This window comes from Leifsonia xyli subsp. cynodontis (genome assembly GCF_050632205.1).
Classification (GTDB): Bacteria; Actinomycetota; Actinomycetes; order Actinomycetales; family Microbacteriaceae; genus Leifsonia; species Leifsonia xyli_D.
Genome location: NZ_CP192578.1, coordinates 290025 through 308076, shown reverse-complemented (window position 1 = coordinate 308076; position 18052 = coordinate 290025). Strand labels below are relative to the sequence as shown.

Here is an 18052-nt window from a genome sequence, read left to right as displayed (position 1 = left end):
TGTTCGATGGTTGTCAAACAATTGGTGAGCATGACCGACTACCCCACCCCCGACATGGCCGACGTGCAGCTCGTCGACGTGCTGCGCGCCGTCGGCGACCCCATCCGCCTGCAGATCGTCCGCGTGCTCGCAGACGGCCGTCCGCATCCCAAGAGCATGACCGAGTGGGGCGTCGACGTGCAGAAGTCGACCATGGCGCACCACTTCAAGACCCTGCGGGAGTCGGGCGTCACCCGGACGATCGTGAGCGGCCGGACGCACGAGATCCAGCTGCGTCGCGACGAACTCGACGCTCGCTTCCCCGGCCTCATCGAGGCGCTGCTGCGCGACTGACGCCTAGCCCAGCGCTTCGTCGAGCTTCTGCTCGAGCTCCTCGAGGTCGAAGTAGTTGTGCACGACGATCACGTCGGCGTTGGTCCGCCCGATGCGGTCCACGAGCTCGGGCGAAGTCAGCACGACCTGCGCATCCGCCGCCGCCTCGTCGATGTGGGCCGCATCCGACGCGGTCACGTCGGCGTCGATCCCGAGCCGGTCGAGCACGCGCTCGGCGTTGACCTTCAGGATGCCGGACGTCCCGACGCCCACGCCGCAGATCGCGACGATCTTCATCGCGCGGCCTCTTCTTCGGAGAGGGTGAGGATGCGCTGCACCTCGGCGACGTCGGAGGCGGCCGCCAACGCGGGAATCGCCTCCGGGTCGTTGAACACGTTCGCCAGCTCGGCGACGCTCGTCACGTGGGCCTCCGGAGTGGAGACCGCGAGCCCGAGCACGACCGAGACGGGGTCGTTGTGGGGGTGACCGAAGACCACCGGCTCGTCGAGCGTGACGACCGCGAGCCCGTCGGAGTTCACGTCGGGACCGGGCCGGGCGTGCGCGAGCGCGAGGCCGGGCGCGATGACGATGTACGCGCCGAACTCCTCGATCACCTGGATCATCCGCTGCGCGTAGCCCTGCTCCGTCGCGCCGGACCGCGCGAGGGCCTCCCCGCCAGCTCGACCGCCTGCCGCCAGTCGGCCGCGTGCGCGCCGACGGTGATGGCGGAATCAGGCAGCGGTGGCAGTGACATATTTCTACAGTAGCGCCCGGCGGGTTAGGAACCCTCGAAACCTGCTGTGATGATCTCCGCCAGTTCCTCACGCTCTTCAAGGGGCAGGAACGCGCCGGCCGCGGCGTTGAGCTGGAAGATCTCCAGGTCGGTGCGGTCGTAGGCGAAGGCGTCGGCGAGGATGCTCAGCTCGCGCGTCAGCGTCGTCCCGCTCATGAGCCGGTTGTCGGTGTTCACCGTCACCCGGAAGCCGAGCTGGTACAGCAGGTCGAACGGGTGGTCGAGGATGTCGTCGCCCCACGCGGCGATCGCGCCGGTCTGCAGGTTGGATGTCGGGCTCGTCTCGAGCGCGATCTCGCGGTCCTTCACCCACTGCGAGAGCGAACCGAGCGTCACGTAGGTGTTCTCGTCGTCCTGACGCTCGATCGTGATGTCCTCGGCGAGCCGCACCCCGTGGCCCAGGCGCAGCGCGCGTCCGTCCAGGAGCGCGCTCCGGATACTGTCCAGCCCGTCCGCCTCGCCGGCGTGCACGGTCGCCGGGAAGAACTCCGACGCCAGGTAGTCGAACGCGGCGCGGTGGTTCGAGGGCGGGAAGCCCGCCTCCGGGCCGGCGATGTCGAATCCGACGACCCCGCGGTCGCGGTGGCGTACGGCGAGCTCGGCGATCTCGAGGCCGCGGTCGTTGTGCCGCATCGCGGTCACCAGCTGGCCGACGCGGATGCGGCCGCCCGCGGCACGCACATCCTGGATGCCCTGCTCGATGCCGTCCTGCACCGCTTCGACCGTCTCGTCGAGGGTGAGCCCGCGCGACAGGTGCTGCTCCGGAGCCCAGCGGACCTCGCCGTAGACGACGCCATCCTCGCCCAGATCCTGGACGAACTCGCGCGCCACACGGCTCAGGCCCTCACGGGTCTGCATCACCGCGGTCGTCAGGTCGAAGGTCTTCAGGTACTCGACCAGCGAGCCCGAGTTCGACTTCTCCGCGAACCAGCGGCCCAGCTCCGTTGCGCCCTGCGCGGGAAGCTCGAGGCCGATCTCGTCGCCCAGCTCGAGCACCGTCGCGGGGCGGAGCCCACCGTCGAGGTGGTCGTGCAGGGAGACCTTCGGCAGCGGACGGATCAGGGTGCCGTCGGCCAGCGCGTACTCGTTCCAGGCGTCGCTCATGACCTCAACCCTAGGCGATGCGGTCGGCGATCAGCGGGCCGCGCTCGAAGGCGGTCCCGGCGGGGGCGATGCGGTAGGCGCCGTCGAGTGCCTCGAGGGCGCGCTCGAAACGGGCCGGTTCGTCGGCCGACAGTGTGAACAGCGGCTGGCCCTTGCGGACCTCGTCGCCGGGCTTCGCGTGCAGGTCGATGCCCGCCGCGTGCTGCACCGGGTCCTGCTTGCGGGCGCGGCCGGCGCCGAGACGCCAGGCGGCGATCCCGAAGGGCAGCGCCTGCTGCTCGACCAGGATGCCGTCCTCCTCGGCCGTGACGACGTGCGTCTCCTTCGCCACCGGCAGCGCCGCGTCGGGGTCTCCGCCCTGCGCGCGGATGACCTCGCGCCACTTGTCCATCGCGCGGCCGTCCTTCAGGGCGGCCTCCACATCCTCGTCCGGGCGTCCCGCCAGCGTCAGCATCTCGCGGGCGAGGGCGACCGTCAGCTCGACGATGTCGGCCGGTCCGCCCCCGGCGAGGACCTCGACCGACTCGCGCACCTCGTTGGCGTTGCCGATCGCCAGGCCGAGCGGGACGTTCATGTCGGTGAGGAGCGCCGACGTGGCGACCCCCGCATCCCGCCCCAGCTCCACCATGGTGCGGGCGAGCTCGCGCGAGCGCTCGATGTCCTTGAGGAACGCGCCAGAGCCGAACTTCACATCCAGGACCAGCGCGCTCGTGCCCTCCGCGATCTTCTTCGACATGATCGAGGATGCGATGAGCGGGATCGCTTCGACGGTGCCCGTGATGTCGCGCAGCGCGTACAGCTTCCCGTCGGCGGGGGCGAGGCCGGAGCCGGCGGCGCAGATGACGCCGCCCTCGTTCTGCAGCTGGGCGAACATCTCCTCGTTGCTGAGGTTCGCGCGCCACCCGGGGATGCTCTCCAGCTTGTCCAGGGTGCCACCGGTGTGCCCCAGCCCGCGGCCCGACAGCTGCGGCACGGCGACGCCGAACGTCGCGACCAGCGGCATCAGCGGAAGGGTGATCTTGTCGCCCACGCCTCCCGTGGAGTGCTTGTCGGCGGTCGGCTTGCCGAGGCCGGAGAAGTCCATCCGCTCGCCCGAGGCGATCATCGCGAGCGTCATGTCCTTGATCTCTCGGCGCGTCATCCCGTTGAGGAAGATCGCCATGGTCATCGCCGACATCTGCTCGTCGCCGACGTAGCCGCGGGTGTACGCGTCGATGAGCCAGTCGATCTCGGCGGTGCTGAGCTCGCCGCGGTCGCGCTTGGTCCTGATCAGGTCGACGGCGTCGAACGCCTCGACCTCTCCTGCAAGATCGGTCACGAAGGTGTTCCTCTGTCGTCGTTCAGTCGTTCTCGTGCTCGGCCGCGTACGCGGCGAGCTGGCGCGGCCCGAAGGCGTCGGGCAGCACCTCGTCGATGGTGCGGATGCCGGAGACGGTCTCCAGCAGCATCCCCTCGGCGGAGTGCTCGTACAGCAGCTGCCGGCAGCGCCCGCACGGCATGAGCGTGTCGCCGTCGCCGTTCACGCAGGTGAAGGCGACGAGGTGGCCGCCGCCCGTCATGGCGAGCGACGAGACGAGGCCGCACTCGGCGCACAGGGTCACCCCGTAGCTGGCGTTCTCGACGTTGCAGCCGCTCACGATGCGTCCGTCGTCGACGAGCGCAGCCGCTCCGACGGGGAACTTGGAGTACGGCACGTAGGCGTGCGTCCGCGCCTCGTTCGCGGCGGCGCGCAGCGCGGCCCAGTCGATGGTCTCGGGATCGGGATGGGCGCTCATGACTTGATGTACGGCTTTCCGTCGGCGGCCGGCGCCCGCGAGAGGCCCACCAGGCCGGCGACCGCGAGGATGGTCACGATGTACGGCAGCATCAGCATGAACTCGCTCGGGACGGGCGAGCCGATGGTGCTGAGCACGTTCTGCAGGTTGGTGGCGAAGCCGAACAGGAGCGCGGCGAGCGTGGCGCGGATCGGGTCCCAGCGGCCGAAGATCACGGCGGCGAGCGCGATGAAGCCCTGGCCTGCGGTCATCTCCTTCGAGAAGGCGCCGACGGATCCGAGCGTGTAGTAGGCACCGCCCAGGCCGGCGATCGCTCCGGCGAGCGACACGTTCCAGAACCGGGTGCTGTTCACGTTGATGCCGACGGTGTCCGCCGCCTCGGGGTGCTCGCCGACCGACCGCAGGCGCAGGCCCCAGCGGGTCTTGAACAGGCCGAACCAGACGAGGAACACCGCGAGGTACATGAGGTACTCGATGATCGACTGGTCGAAGAGCACCTTGCCGATGATCGGGATCTCGCTCAGCACCGGGATGGGCCAGTTCGGCAGGCGCGGCGGGTGGTTCAGCAGTTGCGGGTTGCCGGCGAGCACCTTCGAGTAGAGGAAGCTCGTGAGGCCGATGACGAGGACGTTGAGCACGACGCCGACGATGACCTGGTCGACCAGGTACTTGATGCCGAAGGCGCCGAGGAGGAACGACACCAGCACTCCGGCCACCATCGCGGCGATGAGGCCGACCACCCAGCTGCCCGTGAGCGTCGCCGTCATGGCCGAGACGAACGCCCCGGCGAGCAGCTGACCCTCGATGGCGACGTTCACCACGCCGCCGCGCTCGGAGACGACACCGCCCAGGGCGCCGAAGACCAGCGGCACCGCGAGGCTGATCGCGCCGAGCAGCAGGCCGGTGACCGGCACCGGGTACGGGCTGCCGGAGTCGGCCCACGCCAGGAAGGCGAACATGAACAGGAGCGAGAAGACGATGACGACCCAGATCGGTGTGCGCCGTGCCTTATAGGAGAGGTAGGCGCTCCAGGCGGTGAGGCCGATGAGCAGGATGGTCACCACCGTCGTGGTCACGAAGCTGTCGACCGTCAGGTTCGGCAACTTGACCAGGTCCGACTTCTCGGAGAAGCGGAACGAGCTCTCGCCGTGGCGGGCGAAGCCGAAGAACAGGATGACGCTGATCAGAACGAAGACGCCGAAGGCGATCGGCGCCTTCCAGGAGCGGATCTCCGCCTTCTCGAGGACGATCGGCGACGAGTCGGGGACCACGGATGCGGTGGTGCTCACTTGGCCTCCACCTCCTTGGTGACGATGGGACGCGGTCTCCGGGGCGAGCTCCCCGGCGTGGGAAGCCGGAAGATCGCCCGCACCAGCGGCGGCGCCGCGACGAACAGCACGATCAGGGACTGCAGGATGAGCACGATGTCGATCGGGATGTCGTTGGCCGCCTGGATGGTGTAGCCGCCGGCCTTCAGCGCGCCGAACAGCAGACCGGCGATGAACACGCCCCACGGCCGGGAGCGGCCGAGCAGTGCGACGGTGATCGCGTCGAAGCCGATGCCCGCATCCACACCGGAGCTGATTCCCTGCGGGAAGACGCCGAGCGCCTGGCTGGCGCCGGCCAGGCCGACGAGGCCACCGGCGATCAGCATCGCGTAGATGTAGATGTTCTTGACGTTGATGCCGGCGACGCGTGCCGCACTCGGGTTCTCGCCGACCGCGCGGAACCGGAAGCCGAGGCCCGAGCGGTTGATCAGCCACCAGGCGAAGACGGTCGCGCCGATCACGAGGATGAACGCCCAGGTGAGGTTGTACTGCGCGCCGAAGAGCGGCGGGAAGATCGCGTTGGCGTGCACCGCCGGAGCCTTCGGGTTGTTCGACCCCGGCGCCTGCAGCAGACCCTGCGTGCGCAGCATGTATGACACGAGATAGAACGCGATGTAGTTGAGCATGATCGTGACGATCACCTCGTGCGCACCGGTCCGCGCCTTCAGCGCGCCTACGATCCCGGCCCAGACCGCACCGCCGACGACCCCGGCGACGACGGCCAGCACCAGGTGCAGCACCGGGGGCAGGTCGAACGAGAAGCCGACCCAGGCGGAGGCTGCGGCGGCGATGAGGATCTGCCCCTGGCCACCGATGTTGAACAGCCCGACGCGGAACGCCAGCGCGACGCCGAGGCCGCTGACGATCAGCGGCGTGGCGAAGGTCAGCGTCTCGGTCAGCGGGCGGATGCCGGCGGCGAACGTCGGACGGCGGAAGTTGTAGATCGCGCCCTGGAACATGGAGACGTAGGCGTTCGACACCGAGCTCCAGATCGCGGAGAACGTGTCGCCCGGCCGGGCGAAGAAGTAGCCGGCGGCGCGCTGCACCTGGGGGTCGGTGACCGCGATGAGGATCGCGCCGACGATGAGGGCCAGGATGACCGCCAGGATCGAGATGATCACCGGGCCGCCCATGATGTCGCGGACCGCCTGGTTCCAGCGGGTCGACTCCCCGTCGTGCTGCGGGGCGGGAGCGGGCCTCCCCGGCTCCGCGGGCTGGGCCGGCGCCAGCGGCTGTCCGGCCGTCGGGGTCCCGGTCATGCTGCTGCTCCTGCCTGTTCCGGCGCTTCGCCGGCCATCATCAGGCCGAGGACGTCGCGAGACGTGTCACCCGGCACGATTCCTACGATTGCTCCGCGGTACATCACAGCGATCCGGTCGGCGAGCGCGGCGACCTCGTCGAGCTCGGTGGAGACGACGATGACCGGGACCCCGGCATCCCGGGTGGCGACGATCCGCTTGTGCACGAACTCGATCGAGCCGACGTCGAGGCCGCGGGTCGGCTGCGCCGCCACGAACAGCCTCAGGTCGCGGCTCAGCTCGCGCGCGAGCACGACCTTCTGCGCGTTGCCGCCGGAGAGGCGGCCCACCTTGGTGTCGATGGACTGGGTGCGCACGTCGAACTCGCGCACCTTCTCCTCGGAGAAGTCCTTGAGGTACGAGAACTGGATGTTGCCGCCCTTGACGAACGGGTCTCCGGTCGAGCGGTCGAGCATCAGGTTCTCCTGGATGGTGAACTCGCCGACCAGGCCGTCCTCGTTTCGGTCCTCGGGAACGAAGCCGACGCCGGCGTCGAGCACCTTGCGCACGCTGTGGCCCTGGATCGGCGCGCCGTCGAGCAGGATCTCACCCTGCACCCTGGGCTGGAGACCGATGATGGCCTCCGTCAGCTCCGTCTGGCCGTTGCCCTGCACGCCCGCGATGGCGAGGATCTCGCCCGCGCGCACCTCGAAGCTCACGTTGTTCACGACCAGCTGGCCGATCGGGTCGATGACCGAGAGGTTCTTCACGACGAGCGCGGGATCGCCGGGCGTCGCCGGCGCCTTCTCGACGGCCAGCGAGACCGCGCGGCCGACCATCATGGAGGCGAGCTCCACGTTGGTCGCCGTCGGCTGCGCCTCGCCGATGACCTTGCCCAGGCGGATCACGGTGATGCGGTCGGCGACCTCGCGCACCTCGCGCAGCTTGTGCGTGATGAAGATGATGGCGGTGCCCTGCTCCTTGAGCTGGCGCATGATCGCCATCAGCTCGTCGGTCTCCTGCGGCGTCAGCACGGCGGTCGGCTCGTCGAAAACGAGCACCTTCGCGTTCTGCGACAGCGCCTTGATGATCTCGACGCGCTGCTGCACCCCGACGGGCAGGTCTTCGACCAGCGCGTCCGGGTCGACGTCGAAGCCGAACCGGGCCGAGATCTCGCGCACCTTCGCGCGGGCGGCGTTGAGGTCGAGGCGTCCGCCGAATTTGGTCTGCTCGTGCCCGAGCATGACGTTCTCGGCGACCGTGAAGACCGGGATGAGCATGAAGTGCTGGTGCACCATTCCGATGCCGGACTTCATGGCGTCGCCGGGGCCGGAGAAGTGCTGGACGACGTCGTCGAGCAGGATCTCGCCCTCGTCGGCCTGGTAGAAGCCGTAGAGCACGTTCATGAGGGTGGACTTGCCTGCGCCGTTCTCGCCGAGCAGGCAGTGGATCTCGCCGGGTTCGACCGTCAGGTCGATGTGGTCGTTCGCGACCAGGGCACCGAACCGTTTGGTGATGCCGCGGAGTTCGAGCTTCATTCGGGTGGGTTTCCTTCAGGAGAGGGCACGCGGAATCGGCTGGTGGCCTCGACGCGCGTGTTCACATTACCTGCCTGCGCATATGTCAGTGTGTGCGCAGATGAGCAGCGGAGACAAGTCCGGAACGCAACAGGGAGGCCAGCCGTGGCTGACCTCCCCGTCGAGCGTTCTCGTCGCTGGTTACTGCTTCGGCGACGAGGGCGAGGTGACCTTGATCGAGCCGTCGATGATGCCGGCCTTGATCTTGTCGAGCTCACCCTGCAGACCCGAGTCCACCTTCGACTCGAAGTCGTGGAACGGCGCGATGCCCACGCCGTCGTTCTTCAGCGTGCCCACGTAGGGGGTGCTGTCGAACTTGCCCTTGGCGGCCTGCGTGACGACGTCGTTGGTCGCCGGCTTCATGCCCTTCATGACCGAGGTGAGGAGCAGGTCCTTCACGGTCGGGTCGGACTGGAAGACGTCGGCGTCGACGCCGATCATCGCGATCGGCTTGCCCGAGTCCTTGATCGCCTGCGCGGCCGACTGGTAGATCGGGCCGCCGACGGGCATGATCACGTCCGCGTTCTGGTCGATGACGCCCTGAGCGGTGTTCTTCGCGGTCTCGTTGGCGTCGAAGCCACCGGTGAAGAGGCCGTTCTGCTTGTCGACGTCCCAGCCGACGACCTTGACCGACTTGCCCTTCTGGTCGTTGAAGTACTTCACGCCGTCGGCGAAGCCGTCCATGAAGATGGTGACCGTCGGGATCTGCATGCCGCCGAAGGTGCCGACGATGCCGGTCTTCGAGTAGCTGGCGGCGGCGTAGCCGGCGAGGAACGCGGCCTGGGCCGTGTCGAAGATGATCGGCTTGACGTTCTTCGCCTGGATCTCGTTGTCGTCGATGATCGCGAAGTTGACGTCCGGGTTCGCCTTGGCGGCCTTCTCCGTCGCGTCCTTGAGGAGGAAGCCGACCGTCACGACGAGGTTGCAGTTCGCGTCGACCATGCTCTGGATGTTCGGCGCGAAGTCGTTCTCGCTCTTCGACTCGGCCTGCTTGTACTTGACGTTCAGCGACTTGGCGGCCTGCTGCAGGCCCTCGTAGCCGAGCTGGTTGAACGAGTGGTCGTCGAATCCACCGGAGTCGGAGACCATGCAGGGGGTGAAGTCGCTCTTGGCGGCGCCGCCGGACGAGCTGTCCGAGGGAGCAGCCGAGCAAGCGGCGAGCAGCGACATGACGCCGACCGCCGCCAGGCCGAGGAGACCGGCCTTACGGGCTGTGATTGACAAGGTTGTTCCTCCAAGATGCGTAGCCGCCGCGGGTAGTCGGGGCTCTCTAGCGGTCAGGTTACCGAATGTGACGGACCGCGCCGTCCGAATATCCGGCTTCTTCATGCAAGCGTTACAAACGCTCACCCGATTGGCACGCGCTCATTCGAGCAGCGTGTCACCCGTTCGGGGAGGCGGCCTCAGAGCCAGCCGCGCCGCTTGAAGATCGAGTAGAGCAGGCCGCTCAGTCCGACCATGGCGAGCACCGCCAGCGGGTACCCCAGAGGCCAGGAGAGCTCGGGCATATGGGTGAAGTTCATCCCGTAGATGCCGGCGATCAGCGTCGGCGCGAACAGGATGGCCGCCCACGACGAGATCTTCTTCACCTCCTCGCCCTGCCGGTGACTGGAGTGCGCCAGCCGCGTCATCTCCTCGTTCTGGCGCTCGGAGACGAGCGTCGAGTTCACGGTCAGGATGTCGCGCAGCAGATAGCGGAAGGCGTCGACGCGCTCGTTGACCTGGGTGAGGTGGTCGGCCACGTCGCGCAGGCGCCGCTCGAGCTCCTGCGTCACGCCGTACTTCGCCGACCCGCGCTCCAGCGCCAGCATCACGGCCGAGAGCGGATGCGTCGCCCGCTGGAAGTCGATGACCTCCCGCGACAGCTCGTAGATGCGCCGGGAGACCAGCGCATCCCCGCCGAACACCTGGGTCTCGATCTCGTCGATGTCGTTCGCGAGTCCCGCGACCACCGGGCTGTACGCATCCACGACGGCGTCGATGATGGCGTACAGGATGGCCTGCGGGCCCAGGGCGAGCAGCTCCGGCTCCCCCTCCATCCGCTGCCGCACGTGCGAGAGGTCGGGCGACTCGCTGTGGCGGACGGTGATGACGAAGTTGGGGCCGACGAAGAGGTGCAGCTCGCCGAAGTCGACCTCCTCGGGCACGTCGAGGTAGTTCGCCGCCTTCAGCACGACGAAGAGCACGGTGTCGTAGCGCTCCAGCTTGGGGCGCTGGTGGGCGACGATCGCGTCCTCGATGGCGAGCGGATGGAGCTCGAACTCCTCCGAGAGCGACATGAGCTCCTGCTCGGTCGGCCGGTAGAGCCCGATCCAGGCGACGCCGCCGGGCGTGCGGTCGAGCGCGGCGTACGTCTCGGCGAGCGTGGTCGGCGAGGCGACGCGGACGCCCTCGGCGTAGATCGCGCTGTCGACCATGCTGCGACGACCGGGCGTCTGCTCGGCCGTCGGCTGCGGAGCGGCGGGCGACGGAGGCTCGACCCGTCGAGTGCGCGTCACGAAGGGCATGGGAATGCCGCGTCGGTTCAGGTTGGCCATCGGTCACCTCCAGGTCGCGAGTGTGAGGACAGGCGGCCCGCGAGGGCCACCTAACTGTACGCTCGCGAACCCCCGGGAGGCTGGGCGCCGGCGCCGGCCGTTGCGACGACGTTCAGGATCACCCGTTCGTAGTGCCCGATCAGCTCGCCGCACACGACGTCCCAGCTTCGGCCGAGCACGGCGCGCCGGCCGGCCTCCCCCATCCGCAGTCGCAGCGCCCCGTCGCGGACGAGCATCGACACCGCCGCCCTCAGGGCCCGGTCGTCGGACGGCGGGAACAGCAGCCCGTCCACGCCGTGCTCGATCAGGTCGATCGGACCTCCGGCGCGCGGCGCGATCACCGGGAGCCCGGATGCGTGCGCCTCCTGGACGGTCTGGCCGAACGTCTCCTCCGAGCCGGTGTGCACGAAGGCGTCGAAGGCGGCGTACGCCGCGGCCAGGTCGTCTCCGCCCATCCGGCCGAGCCAGTGCACGTTCACCCCGCGCAGCTCCCGGGCGACGGCATCGCGAGCCGGACCGTCGCCGACGATCGCGAGCGAGAGCCCGGCGACGCCCCTCAGCGAGCGCAGCCGCTCCACCTGCTTCTCCGGCGCGATGCGGCCGACGTAGCCGATGACCGTCTCGCCGTCGGGCGACAGCCGCTCGCGCAGTGCTGCGGCCGCGGCGGTCCTCCTCTTATTGGGGTGGTACCGCTCGAGGTCGACACCGCGGCCCCAGCGGGAGACGCGCGTGACGCCCGCCGAGCGGAGGTCGTACTCGCTGGCCGCCGATGGTGCGAGCGTGATGTCGGCGCCGTCGTGAACCCAGCGCACGTACTTCCACGCGATCGCCGACGTCATGCCGAGGCCGTTGCGTCGGGCGAAGCCCGCGACGTCGGTCTGGTAGATCGCGACGGACGGGACCCCAAGCCGGTTGGCCGCCGCGATGGCCTGCGCCCCCAGGAAGAAGGGAGACGCGGCGTGCAGCACGTCGGGACCGAAACCGGCGAGGATGCGCTGCACCTGCGGGCTCGGAAGCCCGACGGGGAACTGCCGGTACGCGATCGACGGCACCTGGTGGATGCGGAACCCCGCGTACTCCGCCGGAGCCCCCGCATCCGGGCAGATCACGATCGCCTCGTGCCCGTGCGCCGCCAGGTGGTCGAGCACCCGCAGCACACTCGTCGTCACCCCGTTGACGGTGGGGAGGAAGCTCTCGCTGACCACGGCGACCCGCATGCCCTCACGCTAGGAGCGGCCGGTGTCGCGACCGTGAACGGCCGGTGTCCGGGACCGCTCGGTATCCTTTCGGCATGACGCCGCGCAGGATCACCCAGGGCCCGCCCATCGAGCGCTTCTACAGCGTGATCCCCGCCGGGGGCATCGGATCCCGGCTGTGGCCGCTCTCGCGCGCGGACGCGCCGAAGTTCCTGCACGATCTGACCGGCTCGGGTCAGACGCTGCTGCGCGACACCTGGGACCGGCTCGTGCCGCTGTCGGGCGAGCAGCGGATCATGGTCGTCACCGGACGCGCGCACCGCGCCGCCGTGGAGCAGCAGCTCCCCACCCTCGCCGACCCCAACGTCGTCCTCGAGTCGGAGCCGCGCGACTCCACGGCCGCCATCGGTCTGGCCGCCGCGATCCTCGAGCGCCGGGAGCCCGGCGTCATCATCGGCTCGTTCGCGGCCGACCACGTCATCCACAACCTCCCGCTCTTCCAGTCGGCGGTCCGGGAGGCGGTCGCCGCCGCGGAGGCCGGCTACATCACAACGGTCGGCATCCGCCCGACGGAGCCTGCGGTCGGTTTCGGCTACATCCACTTCGGCGACCGGCTGGAGATCGAGGGCGCGCCCAGCGCACTGGCCGTCGACTCCTTCAAGGAGAAGCCGGACCTCGCGACCGCCGAGAGCTACCTCGAGAACGGCTCGTACCTGTGGAACGCGAGCATGTTCATCGCGCGCGCCGACCGGCTGCTGGAGGAGATCGGCCGCAGCAAGCCGAAGCTGCTCGCGGGTCTGCAGGAGCTGGCGGAGGCCTGGGACGACCCGGCGACACGCGGGCCGGCGGTCGACCGGATCTGGCCGGCCCTCGAGAAGATCGCCATCGACTACACCGTCGCGGAGCCGGCCGCGGCCGCGGGCCGTCTCGCGGTCATCCCCGGCTACTTCGACTGGGACGACGTGGGCGACTTCGCGTCCCTCGCCAAGCTCAACTCGGGCGGCCGCAAGTCGGACCTCGCCATCCTCGGCGAGAACGCCCGCGTGCTGGCGGACTCGTCGAGCGGCATCGTCGTCAGCCAGAGCAAGCGCGTCATCAGCCTCATCGGCGTGAAGGACATCGTGGTGGTCGACACCCCCGACGCCCTCCTGGTCACCACCAGCGAGAACGCGCAGCGGGTGAAGTCGGTGGTGGATGCGCTGAAGATCACGGGCTCCACCGACGTGCTCTAGTCGCAGCCGCTGACCGCAATTCATGGACACTGTGCGAGCTTCGGCACACTGGCGGCAGTAGGCACAACGGTCTACTGCCGCTCACGCGGCTGAAGCAACACAGGAAGAGACATCCATGAATCGTCTGATCAGAACCGTCGCGGCGGGGGCCGTCGCGATCGCCCTCCTGGCCACGGGCGGAGTGGCTGCCAGCGCCGACGACGGGGTGGACCTGTCCGCCGTCGATCCAGACCTCCAGGGCTTCGTCCTGGTCGCCGGCGGAGAGGTGTACGACGAGTCACTCGAGCCGGTCGCCACGATGGACGAGTACGTCGAGCAGTTCGAAGAGGCCGGGGTCGACATCCCGGAGGAGCAGGCCGAGGTGACGGAGACGGAAGACCGCCTCGCCCCGGAGCAGACGCTGGGCCTCTCCGGTGCGGCGACAGCACCTTCGGGTGGCGCCACATCACCGCTGGGCACTCCGGCGACTACGGGCGAATCGCCTCCCGAATGGGCGCGTCGTGGGACAGTTATGCCAAATGGTGCCTAGGGCAAACGCTCGGGGTGCCGGCATCGGCCTTTTACCAGGCCAACAAGCAGACGTACCTCTACAACGCGCCGATCCAGATCTGGAGCAACGGTCGGCTCTACAAGACCTACACGAATCACGTCGCGGTTCGCCGCGGCGATTTCGCGATCATCACGGAGTTCTTCGATTGACCGATCCCATTGATGCACTGTTCGACTTCCTCAGTGGAGTCATCGGCCTCGACGGTTACAACGGATCAGGCATACTGAGCGTCGACCGTTCACAGAGCACGATCTACGTCCGCGCCTTCGACGGCCGCGATGTCCGCGTCTTCGTCACCCCGGAAGGGGCCGCGAAGGTGGCTGCCCCCGTCGGCCTGGAAATGGGCGGAGCCACGCCCATGGAAGACAGCTTCCGCCTGTTCCTCGTCCATCTGGACGAATCGATCAACGCCTTCGGCAGGAACGGATTCGTCACCTACGAAATCGGAGACGACGGCCTGATCACCGGCGTGGCGTAGAACCACAGGACGGGCCGTCGGTCGCCCTCAGTCGACGACCGACGGGCCGTTCTGGATGTCCTCGACGTGCCGCGAGATCTCGGCGTCCGAGACCTGCAGCCCCGCCTCGCCGAAGCGCTGACGGAGCAGCTGCTCCGCGTCCTCCTGGCGGCGCAGCTGGATGTCGGCGCGGACCTGCTCGACGATGCCCGCCACCTTCGACTCGTCGCTCGCCTCGGTGCTGCCGTGCATGACCGGCTCGTCCTGTGTCATGGCCTGGACGGTACGCCCGGGCGGGCCCACCGTCGAGGAGGGCCGGTTATCTCGACGTCGAGATAACTGAGGCCACCCTAAGAGGCGTTCCCCCGCCCGCGGCATAGACTGCTCAGTGCGCTATCCGCGCCGATCCAGCGATCCGCAACCAGGGAGGGTTGTCCCGTGTCAGACCAAGCGACAGGGACGCTGCAGCCGGCCAAGACCCGGCCCGGCGGCACTCTGTACCGAGGCCGCGAGGGGATGTGGTCGTGGGTCCTCCACCGCATCACCGGCGTGGCCATCTTCTTCTTCCTTCTCGTCCACATCCTGGACACGTCCCTGATCCGCGTGAGCCCCGAGGCCTACAACGCGGTCATCGGCACCTACAAGAACCCGATCATGGGGTTCGGCGAGATGGCGCTCGTCGCGGCGATCGTCTTCCACGCCTTCAACGGCATCCGGATCATCCTGATCGACTTCTGGAGCAAGGGCGTCAAGTACCAGAAGGCCATGTTCTGGATCGTCATCGCGCTGTGGGTCGTCCTGATGGCCGGCTTCGTGCCGACGCAGCTGATCCACATCTTCTCGGAGGGGCACTGACGTGACGACCATCGAAGCGCCGCGCACCCCCGCCGCCCGCACCTCCCGCGGTAAGAACTGGGAGAAGTGGGGCTGGATCTACATGCGGTTCTCGGGCCTCCTGCTCGTGATCCTCATCTTCGGCCACCTGCTCATCAACCTGGTGCTGGGCGACGGCGTGAAGCAGATCGACTTCGCGTTCGTGGCCGGCAAGTACGCCACCCCGTTCTGGCAGGTCTGGGACCTCCTGATGCTGTGGCTCGCCCTGATCCACGGCGGCAACGGGATGCGCACCCTCGTCAACGACTACGCGTCGAACCGCCTCGTCAACCGCATCCTCAAGTGGGCCATCCTGGCCGCGGTCGTCGTGCTGGTGGTGCTCGGCACCCTCGTGATCTTCACGTTCGACCCGTGCCCCGCGGGCGCTGCGGCGGCCGACCTGCCGTCCTTCTGCCCGGCACGCTGACCCTTCGACAACGGAAGACCTGTGACAACAGAAGCAACTGAATCGACCGTCATCGACGGCGTCCACTACCACGAGTTCGACATCGTCATCGTCGGCGCCGGCGGCGCCGGGATGCGCGCGGCGATCGAGGCGGGCCCGCACGCCCGCACCGCCGTGATCTCGAAGCTCTACCCCACCCGGTCCCACACGGGCGCGGCGCAGGGCGGCATGGCCGCGGCGCTCGCCAACGTGGAGGAGGACAGCTGGGAGTGGCACACCTTCGACACCGTCAAGGGCGGCGACTACCTGGTCGACCAGGACGCGGCGGAGATTCTCGCGAAGGAGGCCATCGACGCGGTCATCGACCTCGAGAACATGGGCCTGCCGTTCAACCGCACCCCCGAGGGCAAGATCGATCAGCGCCGTTTCGGCGGCCACACCCGCGACCACGGCAAGGCGCCTGTGCGCCGCGCGTGCTACGCGGCCGACCGCACCGGCCACATGATCCTGCAGACGCTGTTCCAGAACTGCGTCAAGCTCGGCATCAACTTCTTCAACGAGTTCTACGTGCTCGACGTGATCATGAGCGACGTGGACGGTGTCCCCCAGCCCGCCGGCGTGGTCGCGTACGAGCTGTCCACCGGCGAGCTGCACGTCTTCCACTCGAAGGCGATCATCTTCGCGACCGGCGGATTCGGCAAGATCTTCAAGACGACCTCCAACGCCCACACCCTCACCGGTGACGGCGTCGGCATCATCTGGCGCAAGGGCCTGCCGCTGGAGGACATGGAGTTCTTCCAGTTCCACCCGACCGGCCTGGCCGGGCTGGGCATCCTGCTCACGGAGGGCGCCCGAGGCGAGGGCGCCATCCTGCGCAACGCGTCCGGCGAGCGGTTCATGGAGCGCTACGCGCCCACGATCAAAGACCTCGCGCCGCGCGACATCGTCGCGCGCTGCATGGTGCAGGAGGTCGCGGAGGGACGCGGCGCCGGCCCGCACAAGGACTACGTGCTGCTCGACTGCACGCACCTGGGCGCCGAGGTGCTCGAGACGAAGCTCCCCGACATCACCGAGTTCGCCCGCACCTACCTGGGTGTCGACCCGGTGGTCGAGCCCGTGCCGGTCATGCCGACCGCGCACTACGCGATGGGCGGCATCCCCACCAACACGGCCGCCGAGGTACTGCGCGACAACACCACCGTCGTCCCGGGGCTGTACGCGGCCGGCGAGTGCGCGTGCGTCTCCGTGCACGGCTCCAACCGGCTCGGCACCAACTCGCTGCTCGACATCAACGTCTTCGGCAAGCGCGCCGGCAACAACGCCGTCCAGTACGTCAAGACCGCCGAGTTCGTGCCGCTGCCGGCGGACCCCGCCGGGGCCGTCCGCGACATGATCGGCGACCTCCGCACCTCTACGGGCACCGAGCGCATCGCGGCCATCCGCAAGGAACTGCAGGACGAGATGGACCGGAACGCGCAGGTGTTCCGCACCGACGAGTCCCTCGCCCAGGTGACCGAGACCATCCACCAGCTGCGCGAGCGCTACCGGAACGTGCAGGTGCAGGACAAGGGCAAGCGGTACAACACCGACCTGCTGGAGGCCGTCGAGCTCGGCTTCCTCCTCGACCTCGCCGAGGTCGTCGTCTACTCCGCCCGCAACCGCAAGGAGTCGCGCGGCGGACATATGCGCGACGACTTCCCGAAGCGCGACGACGAGAACTACATGAAGCACACGATGGCCTACCTCACCGGCGACCCGCACTCGTCGGACGCGGCAGACCACATCACGCTCGACTGGAAGCCCGTCGTGATCACGCGCTACCAGCCGATGGAGAGGAAGTACTGATGTCGAACGCCGTGCTCGAGACTCCCCCGGCCCCCGAGGCGCCCGTCGAGTCGTTCACCGTGACCCTGATCATCCGCCGCTTCGACCCGGATGTGGACTCCGAGCCGCGCTGGCAGGACTTCGACGTCGAGCTGTACCCGACCGACCGCATCCTCGACGCCCTGCACAAGATCAAGTGGGAGCAGGACGGCTCGCTGACCTTCCGCCGCTCCTGCGCGCACGGCATCTGCGGCTCGGACGCGATGCGCATCAACGGCCGCAACCGTCTCGCCTGCAAGACGCTGATCAAGGACCTCGACATCACGAAGCCGATCTACGTCGAGGCGATCAAGGGCCTGCCGCTCGAGAAGGACCTCATCGTCGACATGGAGCCGTTCTTCGAGTCGTACCGCGAGGTGCAGCCGTTCCTCGTCGCGAACTCGAAGCCCGAGAAGGGCAAGGAGCGCGTCCAGTCGGTCGCCGACCGCGCCCGCTTCGACGACACCACCAAGTGCATCCTCTGCGCCGCGTGCACCTCGTCGTGCCCGGTGTTCTGGACCGACGGCCAGTACTTCGGCCCGGCGGCGATCGTCAACGCGCACCGCTTCATCTTCGACTCGCGCGACGACAACGCGGCCGTGCGTCTCGACATCCTCAACGACAAGGAGGGCGTCTGGCGCTGCCGCACGACCTTCAACTGCACCGACGCGTGCCCCCGCGGCATCCAGGTGACCCAGGCGATCGCCGAGGTCAAGCAGGCCATCATGCGCGGACGCCGCTGACCGGCTGACGCTGCAGACGGCCCGTCCTCCCCACGGAAGGCGGGCCGTTCTGCATCCCGGAGGAGACC

Annotated in this window: 21 protein-coding genes; 9 read left to right on the top strand and 12 right to left on the bottom strand. The window is 68.5% G+C overall.

Annotation, left to right across the window (positions count from 1 at the left end):
• Nucleotides 1-30: 30 nt before the first annotated feature.
• The gene (locus ACQ86M_RS01530) at nucleotides 31-333 is read left to right on the top strand and encodes an ArsR/SmtB family transcription factor (protein ID WP_431220416.1); all 303 of its coding nucleotides are present in this window, start codon (nucleotides 31-33) and stop codon (nucleotides 331-333) included.
• Nucleotides 334-336: 3 nt separating this feature from the next.
• On the opposite strand, the gene ACQ86M_RS01525 is transcribed toward ACQ86M_RS01530, so the two are convergent.
• From ACQ86M_RS01525 to ACQ86M_RS01475, 11 genes are all read right to left on the bottom strand, one after another.
• Nucleotides 337-609, bottom strand: a complete 273-nt coding sequence (locus ACQ86M_RS01525; RefSeq protein ID WP_431220415.1) for a PTS sugar transporter subunit IIB — start codon at nucleotides 607-609, stop codon at nucleotides 337-339.
• Entirely contained in the window at nucleotides 606-935 is a 330-nt protein-coding gene (locus ACQ86M_RS01520; RefSeq protein ID WP_431220414.1) for a PTS sugar transporter subunit IIA, read from the bottom strand. Before ACQ86M_RS01520 ends, ACQ86M_RS01525 begins: the two co-directional genes overlap by 4 nt.
• A gap of 155 nt (nucleotides 936-1090) precedes the next feature.
• Nucleotides 1091-2209: an adenosine deaminase gene (locus tag ACQ86M_RS01515; RefSeq protein ID WP_431246805.1), complete on the bottom strand. Its 1119-nt coding sequence runs from the start codon at nucleotides 2207-2209 to the stop codon at nucleotides 1091-1093.
• A gap of 10 nt (nucleotides 2210-2219) precedes the next feature.
• On the bottom strand, nucleotides 2220-3527 hold the full coding sequence (locus ACQ86M_RS01510; RefSeq protein ID WP_431220412.1) for a thymidine phosphorylase: 1308 nt from the start codon (nucleotides 3525-3527) through the stop codon (nucleotides 2220-2222).
• Nucleotides 3528-3549: 22 nt separating this feature from the next.
• On the bottom strand, nucleotides 3550-3984 hold the full coding sequence (locus tag ACQ86M_RS01505; RefSeq protein ID WP_431246804.1) for a cytidine deaminase: 435 nt from the start codon (nucleotides 3982-3984) through the stop codon (nucleotides 3550-3552).
• Nucleotides 3981-5273: an ABC transporter permease gene (locus ACQ86M_RS01500; RefSeq protein ID WP_431220410.1), complete on the bottom strand. Its 1293-nt coding sequence runs from the start codon at nucleotides 5271-5273 to the stop codon at nucleotides 3981-3983. The genes ACQ86M_RS01505 and ACQ86M_RS01500 overlap by 4 nt, the downstream gene beginning before the upstream one ends.
• The gene (locus ACQ86M_RS01495) at nucleotides 5270-6571 is read right to left on the bottom strand and encodes an ABC transporter permease (protein ID WP_431246803.1); all 1302 of its coding nucleotides are present in this window, start codon (nucleotides 6569-6571) and stop codon (nucleotides 5270-5272) included. The genes ACQ86M_RS01500 and ACQ86M_RS01495 overlap by 4 nt, the downstream gene beginning before the upstream one ends.
• Nucleotides 6568-8088 (bottom strand): ABC transporter ATP-binding protein, encoded by a 1521-nt coding sequence (locus ACQ86M_RS01490; protein WP_431246802.1) that lies wholly within the window; start codon nucleotides 8086-8088, stop codon nucleotides 6568-6570. The genes ACQ86M_RS01495 and ACQ86M_RS01490 overlap by 4 nt, the downstream gene beginning before the upstream one ends.
• A 180-nt stretch (nucleotides 8089-8268) precedes the next feature.
• Nucleotides 8269-9351: a BMP family lipoprotein gene (locus ACQ86M_RS01485; protein WP_431220407.1), complete on the bottom strand. Its 1083-nt coding sequence runs from the start codon at nucleotides 9349-9351 to the stop codon at nucleotides 8269-8271.
• A gap of 179 nt (nucleotides 9352-9530) precedes the next feature.
• Nucleotides 9531-10664 (bottom strand): magnesium and cobalt transport protein CorA, encoded by a 1134-nt coding sequence (locus ACQ86M_RS01480; protein ID WP_431220406.1) that lies wholly within the window; start codon nucleotides 10662-10664, stop codon nucleotides 9531-9533.
• A 50-nt stretch (nucleotides 10665-10714) separates the two neighbouring features.
• A complete protein-coding gene (locus ACQ86M_RS01475) occupies nucleotides 10715-11881 on the bottom strand; it encodes a glycosyltransferase family 4 protein (RefSeq protein WP_431220405.1) in 1167 nt (388 codons plus the stop codon).
• A 74-nt stretch (nucleotides 11882-11955) separates the two neighbouring features.
• On the opposite strand from ACQ86M_RS01475, the gene ACQ86M_RS01470 reads away from it, so the two are divergent.
• The 4 genes from ACQ86M_RS01470 to ACQ86M_RS01455 all read left to right on the top strand — a co-directional run bounded on the left by ACQ86M_RS01470 (nucleotide 11956) and on the right by ACQ86M_RS01455 (nucleotide 14120).
• A complete protein-coding gene (locus ACQ86M_RS01470; RefSeq protein WP_431246801.1) occupies nucleotides 11956-13092 on the top strand; it encodes a mannose-1-phosphate guanylyltransferase in 1137 nt (378 codons plus the stop codon).
• A 115-nt stretch (nucleotides 13093-13207) separates the two neighbouring features.
• Nucleotides 13208-13621, top strand: a complete 414-nt coding sequence (locus ACQ86M_RS01465) for a hypothetical protein (RefSeq protein WP_431246800.1) — start codon at nucleotides 13208-13210, stop codon at nucleotides 13619-13621.
• A gap of 14 nt (nucleotides 13622-13635) precedes the next feature.
• Nucleotides 13636-13791: a hypothetical protein gene (locus tag ACQ86M_RS01460; RefSeq protein ID WP_431246799.1), complete on the top strand. Its 156-nt coding sequence runs from the start codon at nucleotides 13636-13638 to the stop codon at nucleotides 13789-13791.
• A complete protein-coding gene (locus ACQ86M_RS01455) occupies nucleotides 13788-14120 on the top strand; it encodes a hypothetical protein (RefSeq protein ID WP_431246798.1) in 333 nt (110 codons plus the stop codon). Before ACQ86M_RS01460 ends, ACQ86M_RS01455 begins: the two co-directional genes overlap by 4 nt.
• Before the next feature lie 27 nt (nucleotides 14121-14147).
• On the opposite strand, the gene ACQ86M_RS01450 is transcribed toward ACQ86M_RS01455, so the two are convergent.
• Nucleotides 14148-14372: a hypothetical protein gene (locus ACQ86M_RS01450; protein ID WP_431246797.1), complete on the bottom strand. Its 225-nt coding sequence runs from the start codon at nucleotides 14370-14372 to the stop codon at nucleotides 14148-14150.
• Between the two features lie 189 nt (nucleotides 14373-14561).
• On the opposite strand from ACQ86M_RS01450, the gene sdhC reads away from it, so the two are divergent.
• The 4 genes from sdhC to ACQ86M_RS01430 are packed head-to-tail and all read left to right on the top strand — an operon-like array spanning nucleotide 14562 to nucleotide 17984.
• Nucleotides 14562-14954: a succinate dehydrogenase, cytochrome b556 subunit gene (gene sdhC, locus ACQ86M_RS01445; protein WP_431221396.1), complete on the top strand. Its 393-nt coding sequence runs from the start codon at nucleotides 14562-14564 to the stop codon at nucleotides 14952-14954.
• Between the two features lies 1 nt (nucleotide 14955).
• The gene (locus ACQ86M_RS01440; RefSeq protein ID WP_431220401.1) at nucleotides 14956-15399 is read left to right on the top strand and encodes a succinate dehydrogenase hydrophobic membrane anchor subunit; all 444 of its coding nucleotides are present in this window, start codon (nucleotides 14956-14958) and stop codon (nucleotides 15397-15399) included.
• A 21-nt stretch (nucleotides 15400-15420) separates the two neighbouring features.
• Nucleotides 15421-17223: a succinate dehydrogenase flavoprotein subunit gene (sdhA, locus tag ACQ86M_RS01435; protein WP_431246796.1), complete on the top strand. Its 1803-nt coding sequence runs from the start codon at nucleotides 15421-15423 to the stop codon at nucleotides 17221-17223.
• Entirely contained in the window at nucleotides 17223-17984 is a 762-nt protein-coding gene (locus ACQ86M_RS01430; RefSeq protein WP_431246795.1) for a succinate dehydrogenase iron-sulfur subunit, read from the top strand. Before sdhA ends, ACQ86M_RS01430 begins: the two co-directional genes overlap by 1 nt.
• Nucleotides 17985-18052: the final 68 nt, after the last annotated feature.